The sequence below is a fragment of the Cupriavidus oxalaticus genome (assembly GCF_038900635.1).
In the GTDB taxonomy this organism is placed as follows: domain Bacteria; phylum Pseudomonadota; class Gammaproteobacteria; order Burkholderiales; family Burkholderiaceae; genus Cupriavidus; species Cupriavidus oxalaticus_B.
The window spans coordinates 105,121-129,776 of sequence record NZ_JAYMRX010000015.1; the positions used below are offsets into that span (position 1 = coordinate 105,121).

The 24,656-nt window shown below is 66.5% G+C and carries 18 protein-coding genes and 1 tRNA gene; 11 read left to right on the top strand and 8 right to left on the bottom strand.

Going from position 1 to position 24,656, the window contains the following annotated elements; translation table 11 throughout:
- Positions 1–148: 148 nt before the first annotated feature.
- The 3 genes from VSR71_RS22390 to VSR71_RS22400 all read left to right on the top strand — a co-directional run bounded on the left by VSR71_RS22390 (position 149) and on the right by VSR71_RS22400 (position 1,434).
- The gene (locus VSR71_RS22390; RefSeq protein WP_010812311.1) at positions 149–760 is read left to right on the top strand and encodes a glutathione S-transferase N-terminal domain-containing protein; all 612 of its coding nucleotides are present in this window, start codon (positions 149–151) and stop codon (positions 758–760) included.
- Between the two features lie 57 nt (positions 761–817).
- Positions 818–1,306 carry a ClpXP protease specificity-enhancing factor gene (locus VSR71_RS22395; RefSeq protein ID WP_029047651.1) on the top strand — a complete coding sequence of 163 codons (489 nt, stop codon included), beginning with the start codon at positions 818–820 and terminating at the stop codon, positions 1,304–1,306.
- Positions 1,307–1,358: 52 nt separating this feature from the next.
- A tRNA-Thr gene (locus tag VSR71_RS22400) sits at positions 1,359–1,434 on the top strand.
- Positions 1,435–1,511: 77 nt separating this feature from the next.
- Here the strand turns inward: VSR71_RS22400 and VSR71_RS22405 are convergent.
- The 3 genes from VSR71_RS22405 to manD form a co-directional block, all read right to left on the bottom strand.
- The gene (locus VSR71_RS22405) at positions 1,512–2,450 is read right to left on the bottom strand and encodes a sugar kinase (protein WP_342915993.1); all 939 of its coding nucleotides are present in this window, start codon (positions 2,448–2,450) and stop codon (positions 1,512–1,514) included.
- Between the two features lies 1 nt (position 2,451).
- Positions 2,452–3,486, bottom strand: coding sequence for a Zn-dependent oxidoreductase (locus VSR71_RS22410; protein ID WP_342916053.1), 1,035 nt, complete (start codon positions 3,484–3,486; stop codon positions 2,452–2,454).
- Between the two features lie 65 nt (positions 3,487–3,551).
- The gene (gene manD, locus VSR71_RS22415) at positions 3,552–4,760 is read right to left on the bottom strand and encodes a D-mannonate dehydratase ManD (protein WP_342915994.1); all 1,209 of its coding nucleotides are present in this window, start codon (positions 4,758–4,760) and stop codon (positions 3,552–3,554) included.
- Positions 4,761–5,030: 270 nt separating this feature from the next.
- On the opposite strand from manD, the gene VSR71_RS22420 reads away from it, so the two are divergent.
- Genes VSR71_RS22420 through VSR71_RS22430 form a run of 3 tightly spaced genes read left to right on the top strand, consistent with a single transcriptional unit; the run spans position 5,031 to position 9,491 of the window.
- Positions 5,031–6,494 carry a mannitol dehydrogenase family protein gene (locus tag VSR71_RS22420; protein ID WP_342916054.1) on the top strand — a complete coding sequence of 488 codons (1,464 nt, stop codon included), beginning with the start codon at positions 5,031–5,033 and terminating at the stop codon, positions 6,492–6,494.
- A gap of 21 nt (positions 6,495–6,515) precedes the next feature.
- A complete protein-coding gene (locus tag VSR71_RS22425) occupies positions 6,516–7,532 on the top strand; it encodes a TRAP transporter substrate-binding protein (protein ID WP_342915995.1) in 1,017 nt (338 codons plus the stop codon).
- 21 nt (positions 7,533–7,553) lie between these two features.
- Positions 7,554–9,491 (top strand): TRAP transporter large permease subunit, encoded by a 1,938-nt coding sequence (locus tag VSR71_RS22430; protein ID WP_342915996.1) that lies wholly within the window; start codon positions 7,554–7,556, stop codon positions 9,489–9,491.
- Positions 9,492–9,612: 121 nt separating this feature from the next.
- On the opposite strand, the gene VSR71_RS22435 is transcribed toward VSR71_RS22430, so the two are convergent.
- Together VSR71_RS22435 and VSR71_RS22440 are read right to left on the bottom strand one after the other, a co-directional pair.
- Positions 9,613–10,110 (bottom strand): M48 family metallopeptidase, encoded by a 498-nt coding sequence (locus VSR71_RS22435; protein ID WP_342916055.1) that lies wholly within the window; start codon positions 10,108–10,110, stop codon positions 9,613–9,615.
- A 67-nt stretch (positions 10,111–10,177) separates the two neighbouring features.
- Positions 10,178–10,402: a hypothetical protein gene (locus tag VSR71_RS22440; protein ID WP_342915997.1), complete on the bottom strand. Its 225-nt coding sequence runs from the start codon at positions 10,400–10,402 to the stop codon at positions 10,178–10,180.
- A gap of 137 nt (positions 10,403–10,539) precedes the next feature.
- Between VSR71_RS22440 and ettA the strand changes: the two genes are divergently transcribed.
- Positions 10,540–12,207 carry an energy-dependent translational throttle protein EttA gene (gene ettA / locus VSR71_RS22445; protein WP_342915998.1) on the top strand — a complete coding sequence of 556 codons (1,668 nt, stop codon included), beginning with the start codon at positions 10,540–10,542 and terminating at the stop codon, positions 12,205–12,207.
- Positions 12,208–12,702: 495 nt separating this feature from the next.
- Here the strand turns inward: ettA and VSR71_RS22450 are convergent, their stop codons facing one another.
- On the bottom strand, positions 12,703–13,848 hold the full coding sequence (locus VSR71_RS22450; protein WP_342915999.1) for a metallophosphoesterase: 1,146 nt from the start codon (positions 13,846–13,848) through the stop codon (positions 12,703–12,705).
- A gap of 334 nt (positions 13,849–14,182) precedes the next feature.
- Between VSR71_RS22450 and VSR71_RS22455 the strand changes: the two genes are divergently transcribed.
- From VSR71_RS22455 to VSR71_RS22470, 4 genes are all read left to right on the top strand, one after another.
- Entirely contained in the window at positions 14,183–16,585 is a 2,403-nt protein-coding gene (locus VSR71_RS22455; protein WP_342916000.1) for a carbohydrate-binding family V/XII, read from the top strand.
- Positions 16,586–16,781: 196 nt separating this feature from the next.
- On the top strand, positions 16,782–18,032 hold the full coding sequence (locus VSR71_RS22460; RefSeq protein ID WP_342916056.1) for an efflux RND transporter periplasmic adaptor subunit: 1,251 nt from the start codon (positions 16,782–16,784) through the stop codon (positions 18,030–18,032).
- Complete coding sequence (locus VSR71_RS22465; RefSeq protein WP_342916001.1) at positions 18,029–21,214, top strand: multidrug efflux RND transporter permease subunit; 3,186 nt, start codon at positions 18,029–18,031, stop codon at positions 21,212–21,214. The genes VSR71_RS22460 and VSR71_RS22465 overlap by 4 nt, the downstream gene beginning before the upstream one ends.
- Positions 21,211–22,653 carry an efflux transporter outer membrane subunit gene (locus VSR71_RS22470; RefSeq protein ID WP_342916002.1) on the top strand — a complete coding sequence of 481 codons (1,443 nt, stop codon included), beginning with the start codon at positions 21,211–21,213 and terminating at the stop codon, positions 22,651–22,653. The genes VSR71_RS22465 and VSR71_RS22470 overlap by 4 nt, the downstream gene beginning before the upstream one ends.
- A 36-nt stretch (positions 22,654–22,689) precedes the next feature.
- Here the strand turns inward: VSR71_RS22470 and VSR71_RS22475 are convergent, their stop codons facing one another.
- Positions 22,690–24,048 carry an MATE family efflux transporter gene (locus VSR71_RS22475; protein WP_342916003.1) on the bottom strand — a complete coding sequence of 453 codons (1,359 nt, stop codon included), beginning with the start codon at positions 24,046–24,048 and terminating at the stop codon, positions 22,690–22,692.
- A complete protein-coding gene (locus tag VSR71_RS22480) occupies positions 24,041–24,562 on the bottom strand; it encodes a helix-turn-helix domain-containing protein (protein WP_342916004.1) in 522 nt (173 codons plus the stop codon). The genes VSR71_RS22475 and VSR71_RS22480 overlap by 8 nt, the downstream gene beginning before the upstream one ends.
- Positions 24,563–24,656: the final 94 nt, after the last annotated feature.

A 24,656-nucleotide genomic window follows, 5' to 3' on the forward strand; every position in this document is an offset into this window, starting at 1 on the left:
CTCTGGCCTTTTTCATTGGGCCGGAGTGACGAAATATGACTTGATAAGTGGATCAAGTGCCACTTATTTGCTTTTCGGTGTTCGCTTTTGGCAGAATAGCAGACCTTACCGTCCGACCCAGCTCCGGCTAAGCCCAAGGAATCCAACCATGATGGTGTTGTATTCGGGTACGACTTGCCCGTTTTCCCAACGTTGCCGCCTTGTCCTGTTCGAAAAGGGCATGGATTTTGAAATCCGCGACGTCGACCTGTTCAACAAGCCCGAAGATATTTCGGTGATGAACCCCTACGGCCAGGTGCCCATCCTGGTCGAGCGCGACCTCATCCTGTATGAGTCGAACATCATCAACGAATACATCGACGAGCGCTTCCCGCACCCGCAGCTGATGCCGGCCGACCCGGTCCAGCGCGCCCGCGCCCGACTGTTCCTGTTCAACTTCGAAAAGGAACTGTTCACGCACGTGTATACGCTCGAGAATGAAAAGGGCAAGGCTGCGGAGAAGAACCACGAACGCGCCCGTGCCGCGATCCGCGACCGTTTGACGCAGCTCGCGCCGATCTTCGTCAAGAACAAGTACATGCTGGGCGAAGAGTTCTCGATGCTCGACGTCGCCATCGCACCGCTGCTGTGGCGCCTGGACCACTACGGCATCGAGCTGTCGAAAAACGCCGCGCCGCTGCTGAAGTATGCTGAACGCATTTTCAGCCGTCCCGCGTACATCGAAGCGCTCACTCCCTCCGAGAAGGTGATGCGCCGCTAATCGGCACCGGCCCGAAGGCATCCCGCCGTCGGGCCACACGGCGCCACTGGAAGCACAATGCCTGAAACCTCCACCAAGCCTTACCTGATCCGCGCCATTTATGAGTGGTGCACGGATAACGGCTTCACGCCATACGTCGCCGTGTTCGTCGATGCCAACACCAACGTGCCGCGCGAGTTCGTGAAGAACAACGAGATCGTGCTCAACGTGAGCTTCGATGCCACCAGCGGCCTGGATATGGGCAATGAGTGGATCACCTTCAGCGCACGCTTCGGCGGTGTCTCGCGCAAGATCGACGTTCCCGTCGAGAACGTGCTGGCTATCTACGCCCGCGAAAACGGGCAGGGCATGGCCTTCCCGGTCGAGCGCAGCCTGCCGGAAACGCAAGCTGCCACCGAACGCGAAAACAACCCGCCCCCCAAGCTGGCACCGGTGGAAGCCGAAACGCCGGCCACCACTGCCGACTCCGGCCCGGGCGATGACGAAACACCGCCTCCGGTGCCTCGTATCGGCGGCAAGAAGCCTGCATTGAAGGTGGTGAAGTAAGCCACCCCAAACTGGGCCGCGATGCAGTAGAATCGCGGTCTGCACCAGACATGCCGGCTTAGCTCATCAGGTAGAGCAGTTGATTTGTAATCATCAGGTGGCGGGTTCGAGTCCTGCAGCCGGCACCAGGAATACAAATGGCCTCCCGATTCGGGAGGCCATTTTCATTTGGGGTAGTGCATCCAGAGCGATGCCCGCGCCGCCGTCATCCCGCTTCCCAGTCACCCATAGCATCCCGCACTGCCTCGAGGGTTGGCAACGGCTCGACCGCGCCATATCCCTTCGTTGCCAACGCCGCCGCCACGCCAGCCCATCGGGCCGCTGATACAGGATCCTTGCCTGCAGCCAGCCGCGCCAGGAAAGCGCCATCAAAGCAGTCGCCAGCTCCGGTCGCATCAACGGCCGTCACGGGGAAGGGCGGTACGAAGGACAATTGCGCGCCATCCGACACTACGCAACCCTGGCTACCCAGCTTCAACACCACCTGACGTGCGCCCATGTGATGGCACCACGCAACGATATCGGCGGGCGCATTGCGTCCGGAAAGCAAGCGCACGTCGTCCAGGCTCGGCAGGAAGTGATCGCAGTACGGTATCGTTGCGAGAATGACTTCGCGCGCGCGCTCGAGAGGCAACAGCTTGAGTCGAAGGTTGGGGTCATAGGCTACTCTGGCGCCAGCCTTGGCGGCGATTTCGATGGCGGTACTGACTGCATCGGTCGCCGAGGCGCCGATGGCCTGGCTGATGCCGGAGACGTGGAGATACCGGGTCGACCGCAGCAAGCCAAGGGGAAGGTCGGAAGGCCGCATGCGGCTGGCTGCCGAGCCTGCGCGCAGATAGCTGAACGCATGCCCAGCGTTACTGTGCCGGACGAAGTAGACGCCGGTATGCGCGGACGAATCGAGCGCGACGCCGCTGGTATCGATGCCTTCGCGGCGCCATAGGTCCAGGCACATACGACCGAAATCGTCATTGCCGAGACGCGTGACATAGGCGCAACGGGCGCCCTGGCGTGCGGCCGCGATCACGGCATTGGAGGTGTCGCCGCCGAAGCCCTGCAGGTAGCTGCGGCCGCCGTCACGGCCGGTCTGGTTGAATTCCACCATCGCCTCGCCGAGGGCGACGATATCGAAGATTGGTGGCATATCAGGCAGGCTCGCCAAAGTCGAGCAGTATCTTGCAGCTTTCTCGTGGCTTGTGTTCGGCAAGGTCCAGTGCATCGGCGACATCGTGGAAATCGATCCGGTGCGTGACGATGCAGCCGGGGTCGACCAACCCCTGGGAGATCCAGTCGATCACGGTGGGAAACATGTCGCAGCTCAGGCGGGAGGCATAGAGCGTGAGTTCCTTCCGGGTCAGCTCCAGTTGCGGAACGGCCGAGGGTGTCGCGGAAAAACCCAGTATGCCGATGCGTCCCGCCGGCGCGGCAATGCGCACGGCTTCCTCCAGGATCGACGGGTGGCAGACCGCATCATAGATTAGGGTCGCGCCCTCCGCCACGCCGCGCTTTGCCAGGGCCTGCTCGATGTCCTCATGCGAGGTGTTGATGACGTCTTCCGCATCGGCGCCGCAATGGCGGGCCAGCGCCAGGCGTTCGTCGAGCTGGTCGGTAATAAGAACCCGTACACCGTAGACGCGCTTGAGTACCTGCATCAGGTTCAGTCCGATCGGACCTGCGCCATAGACCAACGCAATGTCTTCGCGCAGCACGCCGGTGCGGTGGGTAATGTTTGCCGCGACGGCGAAGGGCTCGATCACTGCCGCGCTCGTCGCCGGCAGGCCAGCCGGCACGGCGTAGGCATTGCACGCAGGCACGCAGGTGTATTCGCTGAAACCGCCATCGCGGTGCACGCCGATTACCTGCATGCGGCTGCAGACGTTGCGCCGCCCGATGCGGCAGGCGTGGCATTGGCCGCAACTGATGACCGGATCCACCACCACGCGTTCGCCGATGCGCTGCGCGCTGACGCCTGCGCCCACGGCGTCGATACTACCCACGAATTCATGGCCAATAACGCGAGGGTACGCCGCGAACGGATTCTTTCCCTGGAAGATGTGCAGGTCGGAGCCGCAGATGCCGGCATAGTGCACACGCAGGCGGACTTCGCCGGGAGCGGGGGTGGGGATGGGCCTTGTGCATAAGGCCAGGCTGTGGGGTTGGTTGACGGCAATGCTCAACATGTGGGGTGCAGGTGGCATGAGGGACGGCGTTGTGTGGAAGTGAACGTCATCTATGGCGTGCCGGGCTACCAGTTCCACATCGATCCATCGTGCAGCCTTGCCACGGGCAGGTAGGCACGCTCATAGGGGTACCTGGCAGCCAGCGCTTCGTCGATGTCGACGCCAAGCCCGGGCACTTCATCCATGACCAGATGGCCGTCTTCAAGGCGATACTTGTGCGGGAACACCTCGTCGCTCAGCGCGTTGTGGGGCATCAGTTCCTGGATGCCGAAATTCGGCGCCCACAGTCCGAAGTTGACCGCTGCCGCCATGCACACCGGCGACAAGTCGGTGGCGCCATGGAAGCCCGTGCGCACCTGGTGCATCGCGGCGAAGTCCGCAATGCGCCGCACATGCGTGATGCCGCCGGCATGGACGATGGTGGTGCGGATGAAGTCGATCAGCTGGTTGCCGATCAGGTCCTTGCAATCCCAGATCGAATTGAAGACTTCTCCCACCGCCAGCGGCGTCGTGGTGTGCTGGCGGATCAGGCGGAAGGCGTCCTGGTTCTCGGCCGGCGTGGCGTCTTCCAGCCAGAACAGGCTGAACGGTTCGAGTGCCTTGCCAAGTCGGGCCGCTTCGATCGGCGTCAGCCGGTGATGCGCGTCATGCAGCAGGTGTGGCCCGAAGCCGATGGCATCGCGCACCTTGCGGAACAGTTCCGGCGTGTGGCGCAGGTAGAGGGCGGTGTCCCACGGCTCTTCCGGAGGGAGACCCTTTTCCGCGGGTTCATAGTGGCCGGGTTGCTTGCCAACGCCATACACCTTCGAGAGCCCCGGCACACCGGATTGCACACGGATCGCCTTGCAGCCATCCGCGATAAGCCGGTGGACGGCATCAATGGCTTCCTCGTGGTCGCGCCCGTTGGCGTGCCCGTAGACCAGCAGCCGTTGCCGGCTCTTGCCGCCCAGCAGCTGGTACACCGGCATGTTTGCCAGCTTGCCGAGGATATCCCACAGCGCCATGTCCATCGCGGCGATCGCGGTCATCGTGACCGGCCCGCGCCGCCAGTAGGCGCCGCGATACAGGTACTGCCAGATGTCTTCGATGCAGCGCGGGTCGCGGCCGATCAGGCAGGGAATGACATGTGCGTCGAGGTAAGCGCTGACCGCAAGCTCGCGGCCATTGAGCGTGGCATCGCCAAGTCCGTAGACGCCCTGGTCCGTCATCACCTTGACCGTGACAAAGTTGCGGCCCGGGCAGGTGACGATGGTTTGTATCCGTTCGATCTTCAAGACGTGCTCCGGCGGTTGCGCGCTTCTACTTCTGCGTCATCGCATGCGGGGCTCGCATGGGTCTGACGTCATGGGAAGGGATGCGAAGCAGGTTACCTCGCGAAGGGCAGGGCGGATATGAGTGGATTCTGCAGCGGGAAAGCGCATGTGCTGCACAAATCTTGCGAAACGGCCGCACGTCTGCAGCATTCCCCGATGGTACGTTTTGTCATCGTCCACAGCACGGATGTCACGCACGATGTCGCAACACAAACGATCAAGGGGCAGGGCATGAGGCTGGCGCAGCGTACCGTTTGCAGCGCCGACACTGCAGTGCAACGGCCCGACTACAACCGCAGCCGCTTGTCGCGCGGCGTGGTGCATATCGGGCTTGGCGCCTTTCACCGCGCGCACCAGGCGCTGTACACCGAGGCGGCGATCCAAGATGGCGACGCGCGTTGGGGCATCGTGGGCGTCAGCTTGCGGGAACCGCGCATGGCGCGCGTGCTGACCGCGCAGGATTGCCTGTTCGCGCTCATCGAGCGGCAGGACGCCGAGGCCACGGCGCGCATCGTGGGTGCCTTGGTGCAGGCCCTGTATGCGCCGCATGCCCTGCAGCAGGTGATCGACGCCATCGCCGATCCCGCCGCCTCGGTCGTGACCTGCACCGTCACTGAAAAGGGCTATAGCCGGCATCCGTCGACATCCGACCTCGACACCAGCGATCCGGATATCCGGCACGACCTGGCCCATCCCGACGCGCCGCGCAGTACGCTCGGCGTGCTGGCGGCAGGGATACGCCGCCGGCCTTCCAGTGCGCCGCTGAGCGTTGTCTGCTGCGACAACATGGCCGACAACGGCGATACGCTGCGCAAGCTGCTGACTCAGTACGCGTCGCAGGTCGATCCGGCGCTGGCCCGGCGCATCCACGATGAGGTGGCGTTGCCGAACACCATGGTTGACCGCATTGTTCCGGCCGCAACGCCAGGTTCGCTGAACTGGGCGCAGCAGCGCCTCGGACTACGCGATGAAGCCGCGATAGTCTGCGAGCGCTTCACGCAATGGGTGATCGAAGACCGCTTCGCCGGGCCGCGGCCCGCATGGGAAGCCGGCGGCGCCCTGATAACGAATGATGTGCGGCCGTTCCAGGCCATGAAGCTTCGGATGCTGAACGGCACGCATTCGGCGATCGCCTATGCCGCGCAGTTGTGCGGCATAGCGACAGTTGCCGGGGCGATGGCCGATCCGGTCCTCAGTGCCTTCGCGCGGGGGGTGATGGCGGACCTGCATGCCACTCTCATTGCGCCGCCAGGGTACGACGTCGCCCGCTACGCCAATGCGTTGCTGGGCCGCCTGCGCAACGCCGCGATCGCGCATCACACCGCGCAGATCGCGATGGATGGCACGCAGAAGATCCCGGTGCGCTGGCTGCCGGCCTTGCGCGAGAGCCTGGCCGCGGGCATCGAGCGGCCATGCCTGGAGCGTGCGCTGGCGCTGTGGCTCCATTACTTGCGCTGCGACACCAATGAGCGTGGCGAGCCGCTGGCCGCCTGCGATCCCGGTGCGCCGCCACTTGCCGCAGCGCTGCGAGGCGCGGATAGCGATACGGAGGCCGTGCGCGGGGCCCTGGCACAGGGCGCCATATTTGGCGACGCGCCGTGGCCGAAGCAGTTCCGGCGCCGGCTTGCCGCACATTTGACGGTGTTGCGCGAGCGCGGCGCGGCAGCACTGCTGGCCTTTCCGGCCACAACTTGAACAACAGGAGACAAGCACATCATGGCCAATCGGTTCACTCGCCGGCAGTTCGGCGCACTCGCCGCCGGCGGACTGGCGCTGGCATTGCCCGGGCGCGCGTTCGCCCAGAACGCCACCCTCAAGCTGAAGTACGGCACGGCCTTCCCGGCGGATCATCCGGGCACGCTGCGCATCAAGGAGGCCGCCGAGGCCATTCGCCAGGACACCGGCGGCAAGGTCGACCTGCAGGTCTATCCCAATAGCCAGCTGGGCAGCGAGCCAGACATGGTCTCCCAGATCCTCGCCGGCGCGATCGACTTCATGTCGACGGCCAGCACCAACCTGCAGACACGTGTGCCGGCCGCCAGCATCAACGGTGTGGCCTTTGCCTTCAAGGACTACGCCACGGTGTGGGCTGCGATGGACGGCGGACTGGGCGCTTACGTCCGGAACGCGCTGGGCAAGGTGAACCTGCATGTGTTCGAGAAGTGCCTCGACAACGGCTATCGCAATATCACGTCCGCTACCCGCCCGGTGAACACGCCAGCGGACCTGAAGGGGTTCAAGATCCGCGTCCCGGCGATCCCGCTGTGGGTCTCGATGTTCAAGACGCTGGGCGCGGCGCCGACGGTCATACCGTTCGCGGATCTCTATTCGGCTCTGCAGACACGCGTGGTGGACGGCCAGGAGACGCCGCTGCCGCTGATCCGCAGCGGCAAGCTGTACGAAGTGCAGAAGTTTTGCTCGCTGACCGCGCATACCTGGGACGGCCACTTTATCTTCGGCAATGCCCGAAAATTCCAGGCATTGCCGCGCGAGGTGCAGGCTTCGCTGACGACACGCTTCACCAACGCAGCACTGAAGCAACGCGAGGATATTGCGCGGGTCGACATCGAAGCGCAGGCGGAAATGTCCCGGCTTGGCATCACGTTCAACCGGCCCGATCCGGCACCGTTCCGCAAGCTGCTGCGGGACGCGGGCTTCTACGCCGAGTGGCGCAAGAAATTTGGCGACGAGGCGTGGGGGGCGCTGGAAAAGTACACCGGACCGCTGGTCTGAGGCAGGCGCCATTCAACCGACATGCAAGAGGAAGAGGAGATCATGACGGAGCACGCCACCGAGACCGTGGGCCGGCCCGCCCACACCGCCCACTCAGCCCACTCAGCCCACTCAGCCCACTCAGCCCATACGCCGCCGCCCGCCAGCGCCCGCTGGGGCCGGATTCTGGCCTGCCTGGTTGAACTGCCGGCCGCGCTGATCGTTGTGGCGGAAACCCTGATCCTCGGAGGCGGCGCGTTTGCACGCTATGCCTTGCATGCGCCGCTGCCGTGGACAGAGGAGCTGGCCGGCATCCTGTTCCTTTGGTTGGCAATGCTCGGCGCCATCATTGCCTTGCAGCGTAGCGCGCATATGCAGCTCACTACCTTCGTCAGCAAACTGCCGCCGCACCGGCGTGCGTGGCTGGATGCCGGTGGCATGTGGATGGTGGTGGCGTTCCTGTTGCTGCTGGTGCAGCCGGCGTGGGAACACCTGACCGAACACATGGACGTGCTGACGCCGACCCTGGAGGTCAGCGAAGCCTGGCGCGCGGGGGCGGTGCTTGCCGGCACCGTGCTGATGCTCGTGACCGCGGTGATTCGCCTGCTGGAGCGCGCCAGCCGCAGGCAGGCGGCCATCAGCGGCTTGCTGGTCGGACTCGGTGCCGGCGTGTTGTGGCTGCTCTCGCCGGTGTTGATGGGGCTGGGCAATGCCAACCTTGTAATCTTCTTCCTGCTGATGCTGGTTGGCTGCGTCGCCATTGGAGTGCCTATCGCGTTCGCCTTCGGGCTCTCCACGCTCTGCTACCTGGCGCTGTCCACTGCCACGCCGCTGTCCATCATCCCGAATCGCATGCAGGAGGGGATGTCGCACCTGATCCTGCTGGCGGTGCCGCTGTTCATCTTCCTGGGCGGGCTGATCGAGATGACGGGCCTGGCGCGCGCGATGATCCAGTTCCTGGCCGGGCTGATCGGCCATGTGCGCGGCGGGCTGCAGTATGTGCTGCTTGGGGCGATGTACATCGTGTCCGGCATCTCCGGCTCGAAGGCCGCCGACATGGCCGCGGTGGCCCCGGCGTTGTTCCCGGAGATGAAGCAGCGTGGCGCGAAGGATGGCGACCTGATCGGCCTCTTGTCGGCCTCCGGCGCGATGTCGGAGACGATCCCGCCCAGCATCGTGCTGATCACGGTCGGGTCGGTGACGGGCGTGTCGATCACCTCGCTGTTCATCGGCGGGCTGATGCCGGCGTTGGTCGGGCTGGCGATGATGGCGCTGGTGGTCTCGTGGCAGGCGCGCAAGGAGGACAGGCGGAGCATGGCGCGGCCGTCGGGCCGGGCGTTGCTGAGGCTGCTGGGGGTGGCACTGCCGGCGCTGGCATTGCCGGTCATCATCCGCACGGCGGTGGTGGAGGGCGTGGCCACCGCCACCGAGGTGTCGACCATCGGCGTCTTCTACACGGTGCTGGCCGGCGTCCTGGTGTACCGCCAGTTCGACTGCCGACGCATCTATCCGATCCTGCTCGATACGGCGGCACTGTCCGGTGCAATCCTGCTGATCGTAGGGTGCGCCACGACGATGGCGTGGGCACTGACGCAGTCGGGGTTCGCGCAGGACCTGGTCGGCATCATGTCCGGTGTGCCGGGCGGCAAGACTGGCTTCCTGCTGGTGTCGGCGCTGGCGTTTGTGATCCTGGGCAGCCTGCTGGAAGGCATCCCCGCCATCGTGTTGTTCGGGCCATTGCTGTTCCCGATTGCCAGGCTGGTCGGCGTGCATGAGGTGCACTACGCCATGGTGGTGATCTTCGCCATGGGGCTGGGCCTGTTCGCGCCGCCGTTTGGCGTGGGTTTCTATGCCGCCTGCGCGATCGGACGCGTGTCGCCGGACGTTGCCATGCCGCGCGTGTGGCCGCATATGGCGGCGTTGTGCATTGCGCTATTGCTGCTGACGCTGGTGCCGTGGTTCTCGATCGGGTTCCTGTAAGGTGGCGGGGGCAGGGGCTTGCCAGTGAGACTGGCAAGCCTTCGGCGGCAAAGGCCGTCAGGGCAGCCGATAAAGCGGTCGGGGTACTTCTTTACCGTCCAGGCTACGGCAAGGCATGCCGCTACGCTTGCCGCGCGCGCTCCAGCTCGCGCCACGCCAGCCACAGGCGCGTGTCGAACTCCAGCTGGTGGTAGCGCGGCTCCATGTGTTCGCAGAGCCGGTAGAAGGCCTTGTTGTGGTCGCTCTCTTTCAGGTGCGAGAGTTCGTGCACGACGATCATGCGCAGGAATTCCGGCGGCGCTTCCTTGAACAGCGAGGCCACGCGGATTTCCTTCTTGGCCTTCAGCTTGCCGCCCTGCACGCGCGAGATCGCAGTGTGCAGGCCCAATGCCTTGTGCGCCGAGTCGAGCGTGGCATCGAAGCCGACCTTGTGCAGCGGCGGCGCGCTGCGCAGGAATTCCTGCTTCAGTTCGGTGGCGTAGTCGTACAGCGCGCGATCGGTCTGCACGGTGTGGCGGCCGGGATAGCGGCGGGCTAGGTGGTCACCCAGGCGGCCGGCGGCGGCGAGCTCGCGCACCTGGTCGAGCACTTCGGGCGGGTAGCCGCCCAGGAAGCGCATCGGATCCTTGCCGGCGGGGCGCCAGGTTTCGGACACTGCAGCGGCCTGCTTATTAGTGGTGGTGTTTTTAGTGGTGGTGGTGATGGTGATGCATCCAGCTGTTGTCCAGCGAGTTGATGAAGGACTCGACCGCGTCCTTGTCGCCGGTGGCGTGGCGCATCATTTCGCCGCACTTGCAGAAGCCCTGGTACGGAGTGATGTGCGAGCACGCGGACGTTTTCTGCAGGTACAGGGTGACGGGTTTAGCGCACTTCTTGCACTTGAACTTCAGGGTCAGGGCGGGTCTGCTCATGGCGATGCCTCGGAAAATCAGCGGAAAGTCGAACCTGCCATTGTACCGGCGGAGGCCAAAGCTGGCCGGGCCCGGCTGCGCGCCCCGGCGTGCCTGATACACTCCCGCCATTCCCGCACCAACCCCAACACGCACCCATGGCACAGTACGTTTTCACCATGAACCGCGTGGGCAAGATCGTTCCGCCCAAGCGTCACATCCTGAAGGACATCTCGCTGTCGTTCTTCCCCGGCGCCAAGATCGGCGTGCTGGGCCTGAACGGCTCGGGCAAGTCCACGCTGCTCAAGATCATGGCCGGCCTCGACAAGGAGATCGAGGGCGAGGCCACGCCGATGCCGAACCTGAACATCGGCTACCTGCCGCAAGAACCGCAGCTCGATTCCGAGCAGACCGTGCGCGAGTCGGTTGAAGAGGCGCTTGGCGGCGTGTTCGAGGCGCGCAAGAAGCTCGACGAAATCTACGCGGCCTATGCAGAGCCGGACGCCGACTTCGACGCGCTCGCCGCCGACCAGGCCAAGTACGAAGCCATCCTGGCCGCCAGCGATGGCAACAATGTCGAGCTGCAGCTGGAGATTGCCGCCGACGCACTGCGCCTGCCGCCGTGGGACGCAAAGATCGGCAACCTGTCCGGCGGCGAAAAGCGCCGCGTGGCGCTGTGCCGCCTGCTGCTGTCGCGCCCCGACATGCTGCTGCTCGACGAACCGACCAACCACCTGGATGCCGAGTCGGTCGACTGGCTGGAGCAGTTCCTGACGCGCTTCCCGGGCACCGTGGTGGCCGTGACCCACGACCGCTACTTCCTCGACAACGCCGCCGAGTGGATCCTGGAACTCGACCGCGGCCAGGGCATCCCCTGGAAGGGCAACTACAGCTCGTGGCTGGACCAGAAGGAAGCGCGCCTGAAGCAGGAAGAGGCCAGCGAATCGGCGCGCCAGAAGGCGCTGCACAAGGAACTGGAGTGGGTGCGCCAGAACCCCAAGGGCCGCCAGGCCAAGTCCAAGGCGCGTCTGGCCCGCTTTGACGAGCTGAACAGCCAGGAATACCAGAAGCGCAACGAAACCCAGGAAATTTTCATCCCGGTGGGTGAGCGCCTGGGTAACGAAGTGATCGAGTTCGACAACGTCAGCAAGGGTTTCGGCGACCGCATGCTGATCGAAAACCTGAGCTTCAAGGTGCCGCCGGGCGCCATTGTCGGCATCATCGGTCCGAACGGCGCCGGCAAGTCGACGTTCTTCAAGATGCTCACTGGCAAGGAGCAGCCGGACAGCGGCGAAATCAAGATCGGGCCGACCGTGAAGATGGCGTTTGTCGACCAGAGCCGCGACGCGCTGGACGGCACCAAGACCGTATTCGAGGAAATCTCGGGCGGCGCCGACGTGCTGACCGTTGGCCGTTACGAAACCCCGTCGCGCGCCTATATCGGCCGCTTCAACTTCAAGGGCGGCGACCAGCAGAAGCAGGTCGGCACGCTGTCGGGCGGTGAACGCGGCCGCCTGCACATGGCCAAGACGCTGATTGCCGGCGGCAACGTGCTGCTGCTGGACGAACCGTCGAACGATCTCGACGTGGAAACGCTGCGCGCGCTGGAAGATGCGCTGCTGGAGTTCGCCGGCTGCGTGATGGTGATCTCGCACGACCGCTGGTTCCTGGACCGGATCGCGACGCACATCCTGTCGTTCGAGGGGGACTCGCATGTCGAGTTCTTCCCGGGCAACTATCAGGAATACGAGGCGGACAAGAAGAAGCGGCTGGGTGAAGAAGGGGCCAAGCCGAAGCGGATCCGGTATAAGCCGATTGCGCGGTGAGGTACTGCTGAGTGTGAAAGAAACCAGGTCTGCGGGCCTGGTTTTTTTATGGGGCATAGACGCATGCTGTCCAATATTCTGAAAGTGGACCGCCAGACCTTCGGCATTAGTGTGATGCCGGGTAGGTTTGGTGGATGCGAAAGCCAAAGCATCCGTCTCTCAATGGTCAGCGATTCTCGAACTGGAACGGAGGTACGGTAATGAAATCCGGCAGATCTTCGGCATTGCCACCCACGCCCTCACCGCGGATGAAGCGGGGTACCTCATCGGTTTCCGTTCGGTTGACGAAATCCGAGGTCGCCTCGCTAAGGCAAGGGAAGAGACGACTCACAGACTTGGGTCAAAAGGCATTCAGCTCGATGAGCCACAAGAACAAGTAGACCGACGCCGCAGCGAAAGACGAAGGCGCCATAAGGTCCGAAAGTGGGTTTCACGTTTAAAGCATAAGCCCCGCAAGTGAGCGGGGCTTTTTGTTGCCGCGCGCACCAATCCTCTCTACGCCCGCACCAGGCGCAATCGCGTAATCTCCGACGGCGCCCCAAACCGTTTCGGCGGCCCCCAGTACCCCGTCCCCCGGCTCACGTAGATCCACATTGCCCCATGCCGCACCAGCCCCGCGGTGTAAGGCTGCTGCATCGGCACGAACAGGTTCCACGGCCAGAACTGCCCGCCATGGGTATGCCCCGACAGTTGCAGGTCGAAGCCTGCCTCGGCCGCAGCGACCGCCGTGCGCGGCTGGTGCGCCAGAAGCACGCGCACGCCGGCCTGCGGCGGCGCGCCGGCGATGGCGCGGTGCGGGTCGCTGCGGTGGCTTTCGTGGAAGCGGCCGGCGGAGTAATCGGTCACGCCTGCCAGCACCAGCGGCTGTCCGCCATGCTGCACCACTACGTGTTCGTTCATCAGCACGCGCAGCCCGAGCCGGCGCAGTTCGTCGATCCACGGCTGCGCGCCGGCGTAGTACTCGTGGTTGCCGGTGACGAAGTAGCTGCCATGGCGAGCCTGCAGCCGCGCCAGCGGCGCGGTGTGCGCGGACAGTTCGCGAACGGTGCCGTCGACCAGGTCGCCGGTGATGGCCACGGCGTCCGGCTTCAGGCTGTTGACGCGGTCGACGATGCGGTCGAGGTAGGGCCCTTTGATGGTGGGGCCGACGTGGATGTCGCTGATCTGCGCGATGGTGAAGCCGTGCAGCGCCTCGGGCAGGCCGGCCACCGGCACGTCGACCTCGACCACGCGCGCCACGCGGCGGGCGTTGATATAGCCAGCCAGCGTGACCAGCAATGCCAGCAGCGGCACGGCGAGGGCGCTGCCCGCTACCAGCCCCGGGGCCTGCCAGCCGAGCAGCTTGCCCGCCAGCCAGGCGGCGGCCAGTGCGACGTCGCGCGCCAGCGTCAGTACCAGCAGGGATGAGAAGAATCCCATTGCCAGCATGCCGATCCAGGAGATCCGGTCCCCCCACGGCTGGCTGAAGCGCCGTGCCAGCAACCCGGCCGGCAGCAGCGCGCAGGACAGGGCGAGCCAGATCACGGCGAGCGCCTTGACCAGCATCGGCACCGGCATCGCCGGCAGCAGGCGCAGCCCGATATAGCCGTGAAGCAGTGCCGTGATCAGGGCGGCGGTCAGGATGGTAGTGCGAGGGGGCATGGGGCGCGACTGGAGCCAGGATGGAATTGGGAGATGAGGCCGCTGCGAGCGCGCTTCAAGGGCGGCACGGCCGCCGGAGGTTAAGCAAGATGCACACCCGCGCCGCTGGCGGCGGGTGCAATGGCGCATTGCGGCTTGATGCCGGCGTGCCGCGGTCTCAGTGTCCGCCTGTTTACGGGCATATGTGCAACAGCCTGGCGCCGGCCTGATCTGTACTTTTTTGTGCAAGCCCTGAATGTTTTCAAATGCGATTGTTCGCCTCTCCGGCCTAATTTAGATTGCCAGCATGGGCTGCCTGCTGTGCAGCATCGTGCCCTCCACGCCGGAGAAATCCATGTCTTTTCGCTTCAAGCAGACCAGCGCGCTGATCGCGGCGGCATGGCTTGCGCTCGCACCCGTCGCACCGCAGGCCGCTACGCCGCCGCAGCCAACGGCCGCGGCACTGGCCTGGCCGCGTAATTTCGACGCCGCCAACGACCATGTCGAGCTGTACCAGCCGCAGGTCGAGACCTGGGACGGCAACCGCCTGTCGGGGCGGGCCGCCGTGGCGGTGGGGGCGAAGGGCGGCTCGCCCACCTATGGTGTAGTGCATTTCTCGGCCACCGCCGATATCGACAAGCCGTCCGGGCTGGTGCAGCTGAGTGCGCTGCGCATCGAGAGCGTGGAAGTCCCCACCAGGCCCGACGCCGCCGACCGGGTGCGCCAGGCGCTGGTGTCGCGACTGCCGGCCAACGGCCTGACCGTGCCGCTGGACCAGTTGCAGGCTAGTTATGCCGTGTCACAGCAGCTGGCCCGCGCCGGCCGAGTGCCGGTCCGCAACGACGCGCCGCAGATCCTGTTTGCAACCACGCCGACACTGCTGGTGCTGGTCGACGGCGACCCGGCCTGGCGCGCGGTTCCTGGCACGCAATATGAACGCGCGCTCAACAGCCGCGCGCTGCTGCTGCGCGAGACGGGCGGCGAGCTGTACCTGAAGGCAGCCGGCTACTGGTACCGCTCCGAATCCGCGGGCGGCGCATGGGAGGTCATGACGACCGTGCCGAAGGCGCTGGAGAATGCCGCCACCAAGGCCGCCGCCGGCATGAAGCCCGATGCAATGCTGCCCGCCGACGGCAAGCGCCCGGCGCGGGCGCCGGCCATTGTTTTCGCCACCCGGCCGACCGAGCTGGTGATTACCAGCGGCGCGCCGCAGATGACGCCGGTCAGCGGCGTGGGCCTGTTGACGGTCTCCAATGCCGATCACGCTCTCTTCGTCGACCCGGCCACCAACCAGTATTACGTGCTGGTGTCTGGCCGCTGGTTCCGCGCGCCGATGCTGACCGGGCCGTGGGAATACGTGCCTGGCCGTGAGCTGCCGGCGGATTTCGCCAGGATTCCGGCGACCGATCCCAAGGCCAACGTGCTGGTGTCGGTGCCGGGCACGCCGCAGGCGCGCGAGGCCGAGATCGCCGCCACCATCCCGCAGACCGCCACGGTCTCGCGCAGCAAGGCCAGCCTGAACGTCGCCTACGACGGTGCGCCGCGCTTTACACCGATCACCGGCACCTCGCTCAGTTATGCGGCGAACACGGGCACGCCTGTGATCGAGGTCGATGCCAGCCACTATTACGCGGTCGCCAATGGCGTCTGGTTCACGGCGCCGGCACCGTCGGGACCGTGGCGCGTCGCAACCGAGGTGCCGTCCGCGATCTACACCATCCCGCCGACCTCGCCGCTCTACTACGTGACCAATGTACGGATCTACTCGGTCACGCCGGAAGCCGTCGTGGTTGGCTACACGCCCGGCTACATGGGCGTGGTGGTCAGCCCCGACGGCACGGTCGTGTACGGCACCGGGTACGTCTATCCGCCCTACGTTGGCGCGGTCTACTACGGCTACCCGGTCACTTACGGCTATGGCGCAGGCTTTGGCGTCGGCATGGCGGAGGGGTTTGCCTTCGGCTTCGCCGCCGGCGCGTTCTGGGGAGCGGCGTCGCCGTACTGGGGACCGTACTGGTGGGGCGCCCCGTATAACTGGAACTACGTCAACGTGAACCAGGCCAACTTCTACGGCCGCTGGGGCCAGGGCACGGTGACGCACGCGCAAGGCTGGAACGCCTGGACCGGCACCGAGTGGCGCGGCAGCGCGGCCTCGGGCTTCAACCCGGCGACCGGCGCGCGCTACCAGGGCAGCCGCGGCGCGGCGTTCAACCCGTACTCCGGCAACTACGCGGCCGGCCACCAGGGCTCGTTTGCCAATCCGTCGACCGGCCGCGAAGGCGCCGCGCGTGGCGGCGTGGCAGGCAATACCTATACCGGCGACTACGCCGCCGGGCGCCAGGCGGCGGGCTACAACGCGCAGACCGGCCGCATCGGCGCGGGCGAGGCCGGTATTGCCGGCAACACCCAGACCGGCGCGCATACCGCCGGCAGCCGTGGCTTTGTCGCCAATCCCGGCAAGGACAACGCCGTGGCGTGGAACAACGGCAACGTCTACGCCGGCCACGACGGCTCCGTGTACCAGCACACCGACGACGGCTGGCAAAAGCACACGGCCGGCGGCTGGGAACCGGTGCAGCCGAACAACGACGCCACCAGCCGGCTCGAGTCGCAGCGCCAGGCACGCGAGGTCGGCCAGCAGCGCTGGCAGGGCATGGCGCATCAGTGGCAGGGCGGGGGGCGCTTCGGCGGCGGCTTCGGTGGCGGTGGCGGCGGTGGCTTCCGCGGCGGCGGCTTCCATGGCGGATTCCGGCGCTGAGGCGGTGGCCGGACAACAGCCGCCGGCCCGGTCCCGGCTGTCGAAATGAGTAAACACGGGCACAAGAAAGATTGAATTGGCGCGTCCATGGGCGCGCCTTAACCTGCCTGAACAGGCACAGGATCGGCGGCGGGCGCCGCTGAGTCCGGCATCGGGGGCGGCCATGGTTGCTGGCGGAGGAGGTTTTGTGAGGACAATGCTTAACGGGCGCGGCGCGGCGGCTCTGCTGGCCCTGCTGCTGGTGGCGGGTTGCAGCAAGGAAAAGACGGCAGCGGTGGCGCCGCCGGCAGCCGAGGTAGGTGTCATCACCGTGGCGCTGCGCGACGTGCCGCTGATCTACGACTTCGTCGGCCAGACCCAGAGTTCGCAGCAGGTGGAGATACGCGCGCGCGTCAATGGCTTCCTGGAGAAGCGGGTCTATACCGAAGGCTCCCTGGTCAAGGCGGGCGACACCTTGTTCCTGATGGATCCCAAGCCGTTCGAGGCCACGCTGAAGGCGGCCGAGGCCGAACTTGCGCAGCAGCAGGCGCGGCTGAACACCGCGCGCGCCGACCTGAACCGCGTGCGCCCACTGGCGGCGCGCAATGCCCTGAGCCAGCGCGACCTGGATGACGCCACTGGCAAGGAGCAGGAGGCCGCAGCCGCGGTGGAGCAGGCGCGCGCCAATGTGATCAATGCCAAACTGAACCTGAGCTACACCACGATCAAGTCGCCGGTGGCGGGCCTGTCTAGCTTTGCCAAGCGGCAGGTGGGCTCCTATATCGATACCAGCAACAGCCTGCTGACCTATGTCGCCAAGCTGGATCCGATGTGGGTCAACTTCAGCCTGTCCGAGAACGAGGTGCTGTCGTTCCGCTCGTCGGAGAAGTCAGGGGCGGTCCGGTACCCGGCGCAGGAAGCCTTCGAAATCGTCATCGTGCTGGCCGACGGGACGGAGTTCCCGCACCACGGCAGGATCGCGTTCGCCGACGCCTCGTTCAACCAGGAAACCGGCACTTACCTGGTCCGCGCCGAGGTCGCCAATCCGGAGGGCGCGCTGAGGCCGGGCCAGTTCGTGCGGGTCAAGGTGCATGGCGCGATGCGCACGCAGGCCATTGCCGTGCCGCAGGAAGCCATCGTGCAAGGCCCGCGCGGGCAGACGGTCTGGGTGATCGGCCCGGACAACAAGGCGCAGCAGCGCGTGGTCGACGTGGGCGAATGGACCGGTTCCAACTGGGTGGTGCGCTCGGGCCTGAAGGCCGGTGAGCGCGTGGCGGTGAGCGGCCTGCTGCGCCTGATGCCGGGCGCGCCGGTCAAGGCCGTGCCGGCGACCGAACTGGCAGCGCATGGCGCGGCCAGCGGTGCCCACGCCGCGCCTGCCGGGCCTCCTGCCGCTGCATCGGCTGCTCCGGCCGCATCAGGCGCAGCCGCGCAGCAGGCAGCGGGCACCACCGGGGGCAAGCCATGAAGCTTGCCCATTTCTTTATCGACCGGCCGATCTTCGCATCGGTGCTGTCCATCATCATCACGGTGGGCGGCCTGGTGGCGCTGACCAAGCTGCCGATCGCCCAGTTCCCGGATATCACGCCCCCGTCCATCACGGTCACGACCCGATACCCTGGCGCGAGTGCCGAAGTGGTGGCGCAGAACGTGGCCGCGCCGATCGAGCAGCAGGTCAACGGCGCCGACCGCATGATGTACATGAACTCGACCAGTTCATCGACCGGCGACCTGACGCTGACCACCTATTTCGAGATCGGCACCGACCCCGAGCTCGCGCAGGTGGACGTGCAGAACCGCGTCAACCTGGCGCTGCCCACGCTGCCCGATGCCGTGACGGCGCAGGGCGTCTCGGTGCAGAAGCGGTCGTCGGCGTTCATGATGGTGATTGCCATCTATTCGCCCGACAACAGCTACAACCAGACCTTCGTCGGCAACTACGCCAACATCTATGTGCTGGATGCGCTCAAGCGCATCCCCGGCGCCAACCAGTCGTCGATCTTCGGCAGCCCGGACTACGCCATGCGCATCTGGCTGCGGCCCGATCGCATGGCCTCGCTGGGCATCACCACCGAGGATGTCAAGAACGCGGTCGCCAACCAGAACCAGCAGTTCTCCGCGGGGCGCATCGGCCAGTCGCCGACCACGGGTCCGGTGCAGCAGACCTTCCCGATCGCCACCAAGGGCCGCATGACCGAGCCCGCCGAGTTTGAAAACATGATCCTGCGCGCGCAGTCCGGCGACGCCGCGCTGGTGCGCCTGAAGGACATCGGCCGCGCCGAGCTCGGCTCCAAGGACTACTCGCTGCGCAGCCGCTACAACGGCAAGACCGCCACGCTGTTGGCCGTGTACCAGCAGCCGGGCGCCAATGCGCTGGACGTGGCCAAGCAGGTGCGGTCCACGCTGGCGGAGCTGAAGAAGAGCTTCCCGCCCGGGCTGGAGTACGAGGTCGCGCTCGATACCACCGAGTTCGTGCAGGAGTCGATCGACGAGGTGGTGCACACGCTGCGCGACGCGGTGATCCTGGTGATCCTGGTGGTGTTCCTGTTCCTGCAGAGCCTGCGCGCCACGCTGGTGCCGATCCTCGCTGTGCCCGTGTCGATCATCGGCGCCTTTGTCGGCATGAGCGCGTTCGGCTTCTCGGTCAACATGCTGACCTTGTTCGGCATGGTGCTGGCGATCGGCATCGTGGTCGACGACGCGATCGTGGTGATCGAGAACGTCGAGCGCAATATGACGGAGTTCAACCTGCCGCCCAAGGAGGCGGCCAAGAAGGCGATGGACGAGGTCAGCGGCCCGGTGGTCGCCATCGTGCTGGTGCTGCTGGCGGTGTTCATCCCCGTGGCCTTCCTTTCGGGCATCACCGGGCAGCTCTACAAGCAGTTCGCCATCACCATCGCGGTGTCGGTGGTGCTGTCCGGCGTGGTGGCGCTGACGCTGTCGCCGGCGATGGCGGCGATCCTGCTCAAGCCGGGCCAGCACAAGAAGAACCGCTTCTTCACCTGGTTCAACAACTCGTTCGACCGCCTCGTGGCGGGCTATGACAAGTCGCTGCAGGTCGTGATCCGGCGCACGGTGATGTCGATCGCCATCATCCTGGCCATGGTAGCGGTCAGCGTGGTCATGTTCATGCGCATCCCGACCTCGTTCCTGCCGGTGGAGGACCAGGGCTATCTGTTCGGCGCGGTGGTGATGCCGGACGCAGCGAGCCTGGACCGCACCCAGTCCTTGTCGAGCCGCGCGGAAACATGGTTCGCCAAGCAGCCCGGCGTGTCGTCGGTGGCCTCGGTCGATGGCTTCAGCCTGATCGACTCGCAGAACAAGGCCAATGCCGGCACGTTGTTCGTCACGCTGAAGGGCTTCCATGACCGTGGGCCCGGCCAGACGGCGGCCGAACTGATGCAGAAGGCCCACCAGGAGTTCTCGCGCTACCAGGACGGCGTGGTGATCCCGCTGAATCCGCCTTCGATCCCCGGCCTGGGCACCACCGGCGGCTTCGAGTTCTGGCTGCAGAGCACCGCGGACGGGACTTACCAGCAGCTGGAGCAGAAGGTCCACGAGTTCATCGCCAAGGCCCGGCAACGGCCGGAGCTGAGCGGCGTGAATTCCACCATCAACTCGCGCTCGCGCCAGTTCCTGGTCGAGGTCGACCGCGAGCGCTCCGAGACGCAGGGCGTGCCGGTCGAGAACGTCTATTCGGCGCTGCAGACCATGTTCGGCTCGCTCTACGTGAGCCAGTTCCCCAAGAATAGCCGGCTGTTCCAGGTCATCCTGCAGGCCGAGCCCGAGTTCCGCTCGCGGCCCGAAGACCTCGACAAGGTCTACGTGCGCAACCACAACGGCGACATGGTGCCGATCAAGGCGGTCACCACCACCAAGTATGTGCCGGGGGCGGACATCGTCACGCGCTTCAACAACTTCCCGGCCGCCAAGGTCATGGGGGATGCCGCGCCCGGCTACAGTTCCGGCGAAGCCATCAAGGCCATGGAGGAGGTGGCGCAGGAGGTGCTGGGGCAGGGCTACGCCTATGCCTGGAGCGGCCAGGCCTATGAGGAAAAGACCGCGGGCTCCACCGCGGTCTACGTCTTCGCCTTTGCCCTGCTGATGGTGTTCCTGATCCTGGCGGCGCAGTACGAGAAGTGGTCGCTGCCGCTTGGCGTGCTGCTGGCCGTGCCGTTTGCGCTGTTCGGCGCGCTGCTCGGCATCCTGATGCGCGGCATGGAGAACGACGTTTACTTCCAGATCGGCCTGACCGTGCTGATCGCGCTGGCGGCGAAGAACGCGATCCTGATCTTCGAGTTCGCGGTGGAAATGCGCGAGAAGGAGGGGCTGAGCGCCTACGATGCCGCCATCCACGCATCCAAGCTGCGCCTGCGGCCGATCATCATGACTTCGCTGGCCTTTATCCTGGGCTGTGTGCCGCTCGCCATCGCCAGCGGCGCCTCGGCGGCCAGCCGGCAGTCGCTCGGCACGGGCGTGATCGGCGGCATGCTCGGGGCGACCGTGATCGCGCTGTTCTTCATCCCGATGTTCTTCTGGGGCCTGGAGCGCATGTCCGAAGGCAAGTCCAAGAAGGCGGCCAAGGCCGGCGATGCGCCGCGGCCGCCTGCCACGCCACCCACCACGCCGCCCGCCGGAGAAACGCTATGATCCCGCGCGTGTGGATGCTGGCGGCCTGCGCCGCAGCAACGCTGGGCGGCTGCGCGATCGGCCCCGACTACCAGCGCCCGGAGACCCCGGAGGTGGCGCAGTACCGCCTCGACACCGGCGCGCTGGCGATCGCCGCCGACAGCGACTGGTGGAACCAGTTCAGCGATCCGGTGCTGAACGCGCTGGTGGATGCGGCGCTGGCCGGCAACTACGATGTCCGCATCGCCGCCGCGCGCATCGATGAATTCCGTGGCCAGCTGATGGTGGCGCGCGCCGGCTTTTTCCCGCAGCTCAATCTTTCCGCGTCGGCCGCGCGCCAAAGCATCGGCAGCCTGAACAGCACGCAGTTCGGCGCCGGCACCGGCAATACCTACCAGCTGCTGGCCAACGCCAACTGGGAAATCGACCTGTGGGGCCGCATCCGCCGGCAGGCCGAGGCGGCCGAGGCCAGCCTGTGGAATGCCGAGTACGCGCGCCGTGGCGTGGTGCTGGCGCTGGCGGCGTCCGTGGTGCAGGGGTATGCCGCGCTGCGCGGGCTCGATGCGCAACTCGATGTCGCGCAGCAGACGCTGGCATCGCGCGCGAGCGGGCTGGACATCTTTCGCCAGCGCTACGAAGGCGGCGTGATCTCGCAGCTGGAACTGGCGCAGGCCGAGAACGACTACTACGTGGCCGAGGGTTCGATCCCGCCGCTGCGGGCCAGCATTGCGCAGACCGAGAACGCGCTGTCGGTGCTGCTGGGGCGGCCGCCTGGCCCGATCGAGCGGGGCAAGCCGATCCACGAGCTGCAGGCGCCGCCGGTCGGCGCCGACCTGCCGGCTGCCTTGCTGTCGCGCCGGCCCGATGTGCTGCAGGCCGAGCAGACCGCCATCGCCGCCAATGCGCAGCTGGGCGCGGCGCAGGCGCTATACCTGCCGGCGGTCAACCTGAGCGGCCTGTTCGGCGCCGTGGCGGCGTCGCCGGGCGCGTTGTGGGACAGCGCGTCGCGGGTGTGGGCGTTCGGTGCGGGGCTGACCCAGCCGATCTTCCAGGGCGGCGCCATCCGCGGGCAGGTGCAGACTGCGTCCGCGCAGCGCAACCAGGCCATGTTTGCTTACCAGGGCACGGTGCTCGCGGCGCTGGCGGATGTGAACAGCGCGCTGGCCAATGGCGTCGAGACCCGCACGCGGCTGGGCAGCCTGCGCCGGCAGGAACAGAGCCTGTTCATCTATGCCGACCAGGCTTTTGCCAGGTATGAGGGCGGGTATTCGAGCTACCTGGAAGTCACCAATGCGCGCGAGAAGCTGTTCGATGCGCAACTGGCGGCGATCCGGGGCCAGGTGGACGTGCTGACCAGCACCGCGGCGCTGTACAAGTCGCTGGGCGGCGGCTGGCCGTCGGTGCCGCAGGAGGTGCGTGACGCCGGGATGCAGGGGGATGCGAAGGTGTTGGCGAGGTGAGGCCGCGAGCAAACCGGCGACGCACAAAAGGCATCGCTACCGCGCCGACCACTCCCCCTGCCGGACCCCCAGCGCGGTCACCACCCCATACGCCGTGATCCCCAGCGCGACCCCCAGGAAATGCCCGTCCAGGCCCATCCCGAACACGTTCGCCAGCATCCAGCCGCCGCCCGCCGCCAGCGCGATCCGGAACAGCCCCGCCGCCGCCGGCCAGCGCATCCGCCCGGCGCCCATCGAGGCAAAGTACAGCGCCATCCCCAGCCCGAAGCCGCCGAACGCGGGCCCCACCCATGACAGCGCGCGCGCCGCGATGGCGATGACTTCCGCATCGTTGGTGAACAGGCTGGCAAAGCGCACCGGCGCCAGTCCCACCGCCGCGCCGGCCGTACCCGCGATCGCCAGCGCGAGGAAGGCGCCGACCCATGCGGTGCGGCGCGCCGTATGCCAGTCGCCGGCACCGACCGCGCGCCCGACCAGCGCCGTCAGCGCGGAACCCACGCCGAACGCCAGCGGGATCATCAGGAACTCCAGCCGTGCCGAGATCCCGTAGGCCGCAACCGCCGCGGTGCCATGGTGGCGCAGCTGCGCGGTGACGAGGATGGTGGTCAGGTTGGCCACCGACGCCAGCGCGCACGCCACCAGCCCCACCGACAGGATCCGCGAGAACAGTGCCCACGACGGACGCACCCGCAGCACCGGCACGAAGCCCGCGCCGCCGCGCGCGACCACCATCGTCATCGCCAGCGCCGCGGCCCAGGAGACCGCGGCCAGCGCGGCGCCGATGCCGGCCAGCCCCATGCCGGCGGGTTCGGCCAGCAGCCACGCCAGCACCGGGAAAGCCACCCACATCAGCGCCAGCACGCGCGCCGCCAGCGCATGGCGGCCGCCGCCGCGCAATACCGAGGCCAGCGTATTGGCCAGCCACGCCGGGATCGCGCCCGCGCCGAACAGCCAGATCGCATAGGTGGCAGCAGCTTCGGCAGCGGTGCCGCCGGCCACGGCACCGAGCACCGCGCGCGGAAAGCCGGCAAGCACCACGGCAAAGGCCAGTCCGGCCGTGACCGCGATCAGCAGCGCATGCACCACCAGCGCCGAGGCATCGTCGCGCTTGTCGGCACCCAGCGCCCGCGCGATCGCCGCCACCACCCCGCCGCCCATGGCGCCGGCCGACATCTGCTGCAGCAGCAGCGCAAACGGCAGCACCACTGCCCAGCCCGCCAGCGCGGCGGTGCCCTGGCGTGCGGCCAGCCAGGTTTCGATCAGCTGGCCCACGGCCTGCAGCACCGCAATCAGCGCGGTCGGGCCGGCCAGGCGGCCGATGCGGCGGGCGAGTTCCGTGGCGGGGACTGTCTCGGCCGGTGCGGTGCCGGCAGGCAAGGCGCCGGTTTCACTCATGTCCGTGCTCCGCGCCGTGGCCGATGGTGTCGGGTTCGCCGAAGCGGCGCTGCAGGAAGCGGCCGGCGCCCGGACCGGGCAGCACGCGCACGTCGTCCAGCGTGATCGGCGTGCCGTCGGCGCGCGTCAGCGCGGGCTCGGCGATTTCCTGGCCGGTGCGGCGGTCCTGCAGCAGCGTCAGCGGACCTTTCTCATCGGTCATCCAGCGGTCGGCCCAGGCCTTGAGCGCGACATAGGCCGGGAAGAAGTCACGGCCCTTGTCGGTCAGCTGGTAGACATGGCGGCCGCCGCCCTCTGGCGTGACGCGGGCGAGCAGGCCGTGCGCCACCAGCGTCTTGAGCCGGGCGCTGAGGATATTGGGGGCGATGCCCAGGTTGCGTTCGAACTCATCGAAGCGCGTGCTGCCGTAAAAGGCCTCGCGCAGCACCAGGATGGCCCAGCGCTCGCCCAGCACCGCCATGGATCGGGCGACCGGGCAGGGCATGGAAGTGAAATCGGTCGGGGTTGGTGGCATGGTCTCTGCGCCTCGGTCGGTGTCTTGCTTTCAATTTGCAAGTATTTGAAAGCATAGCTTGCAGAATGAAAGTTCGTTCACCATCGGCAGGGGG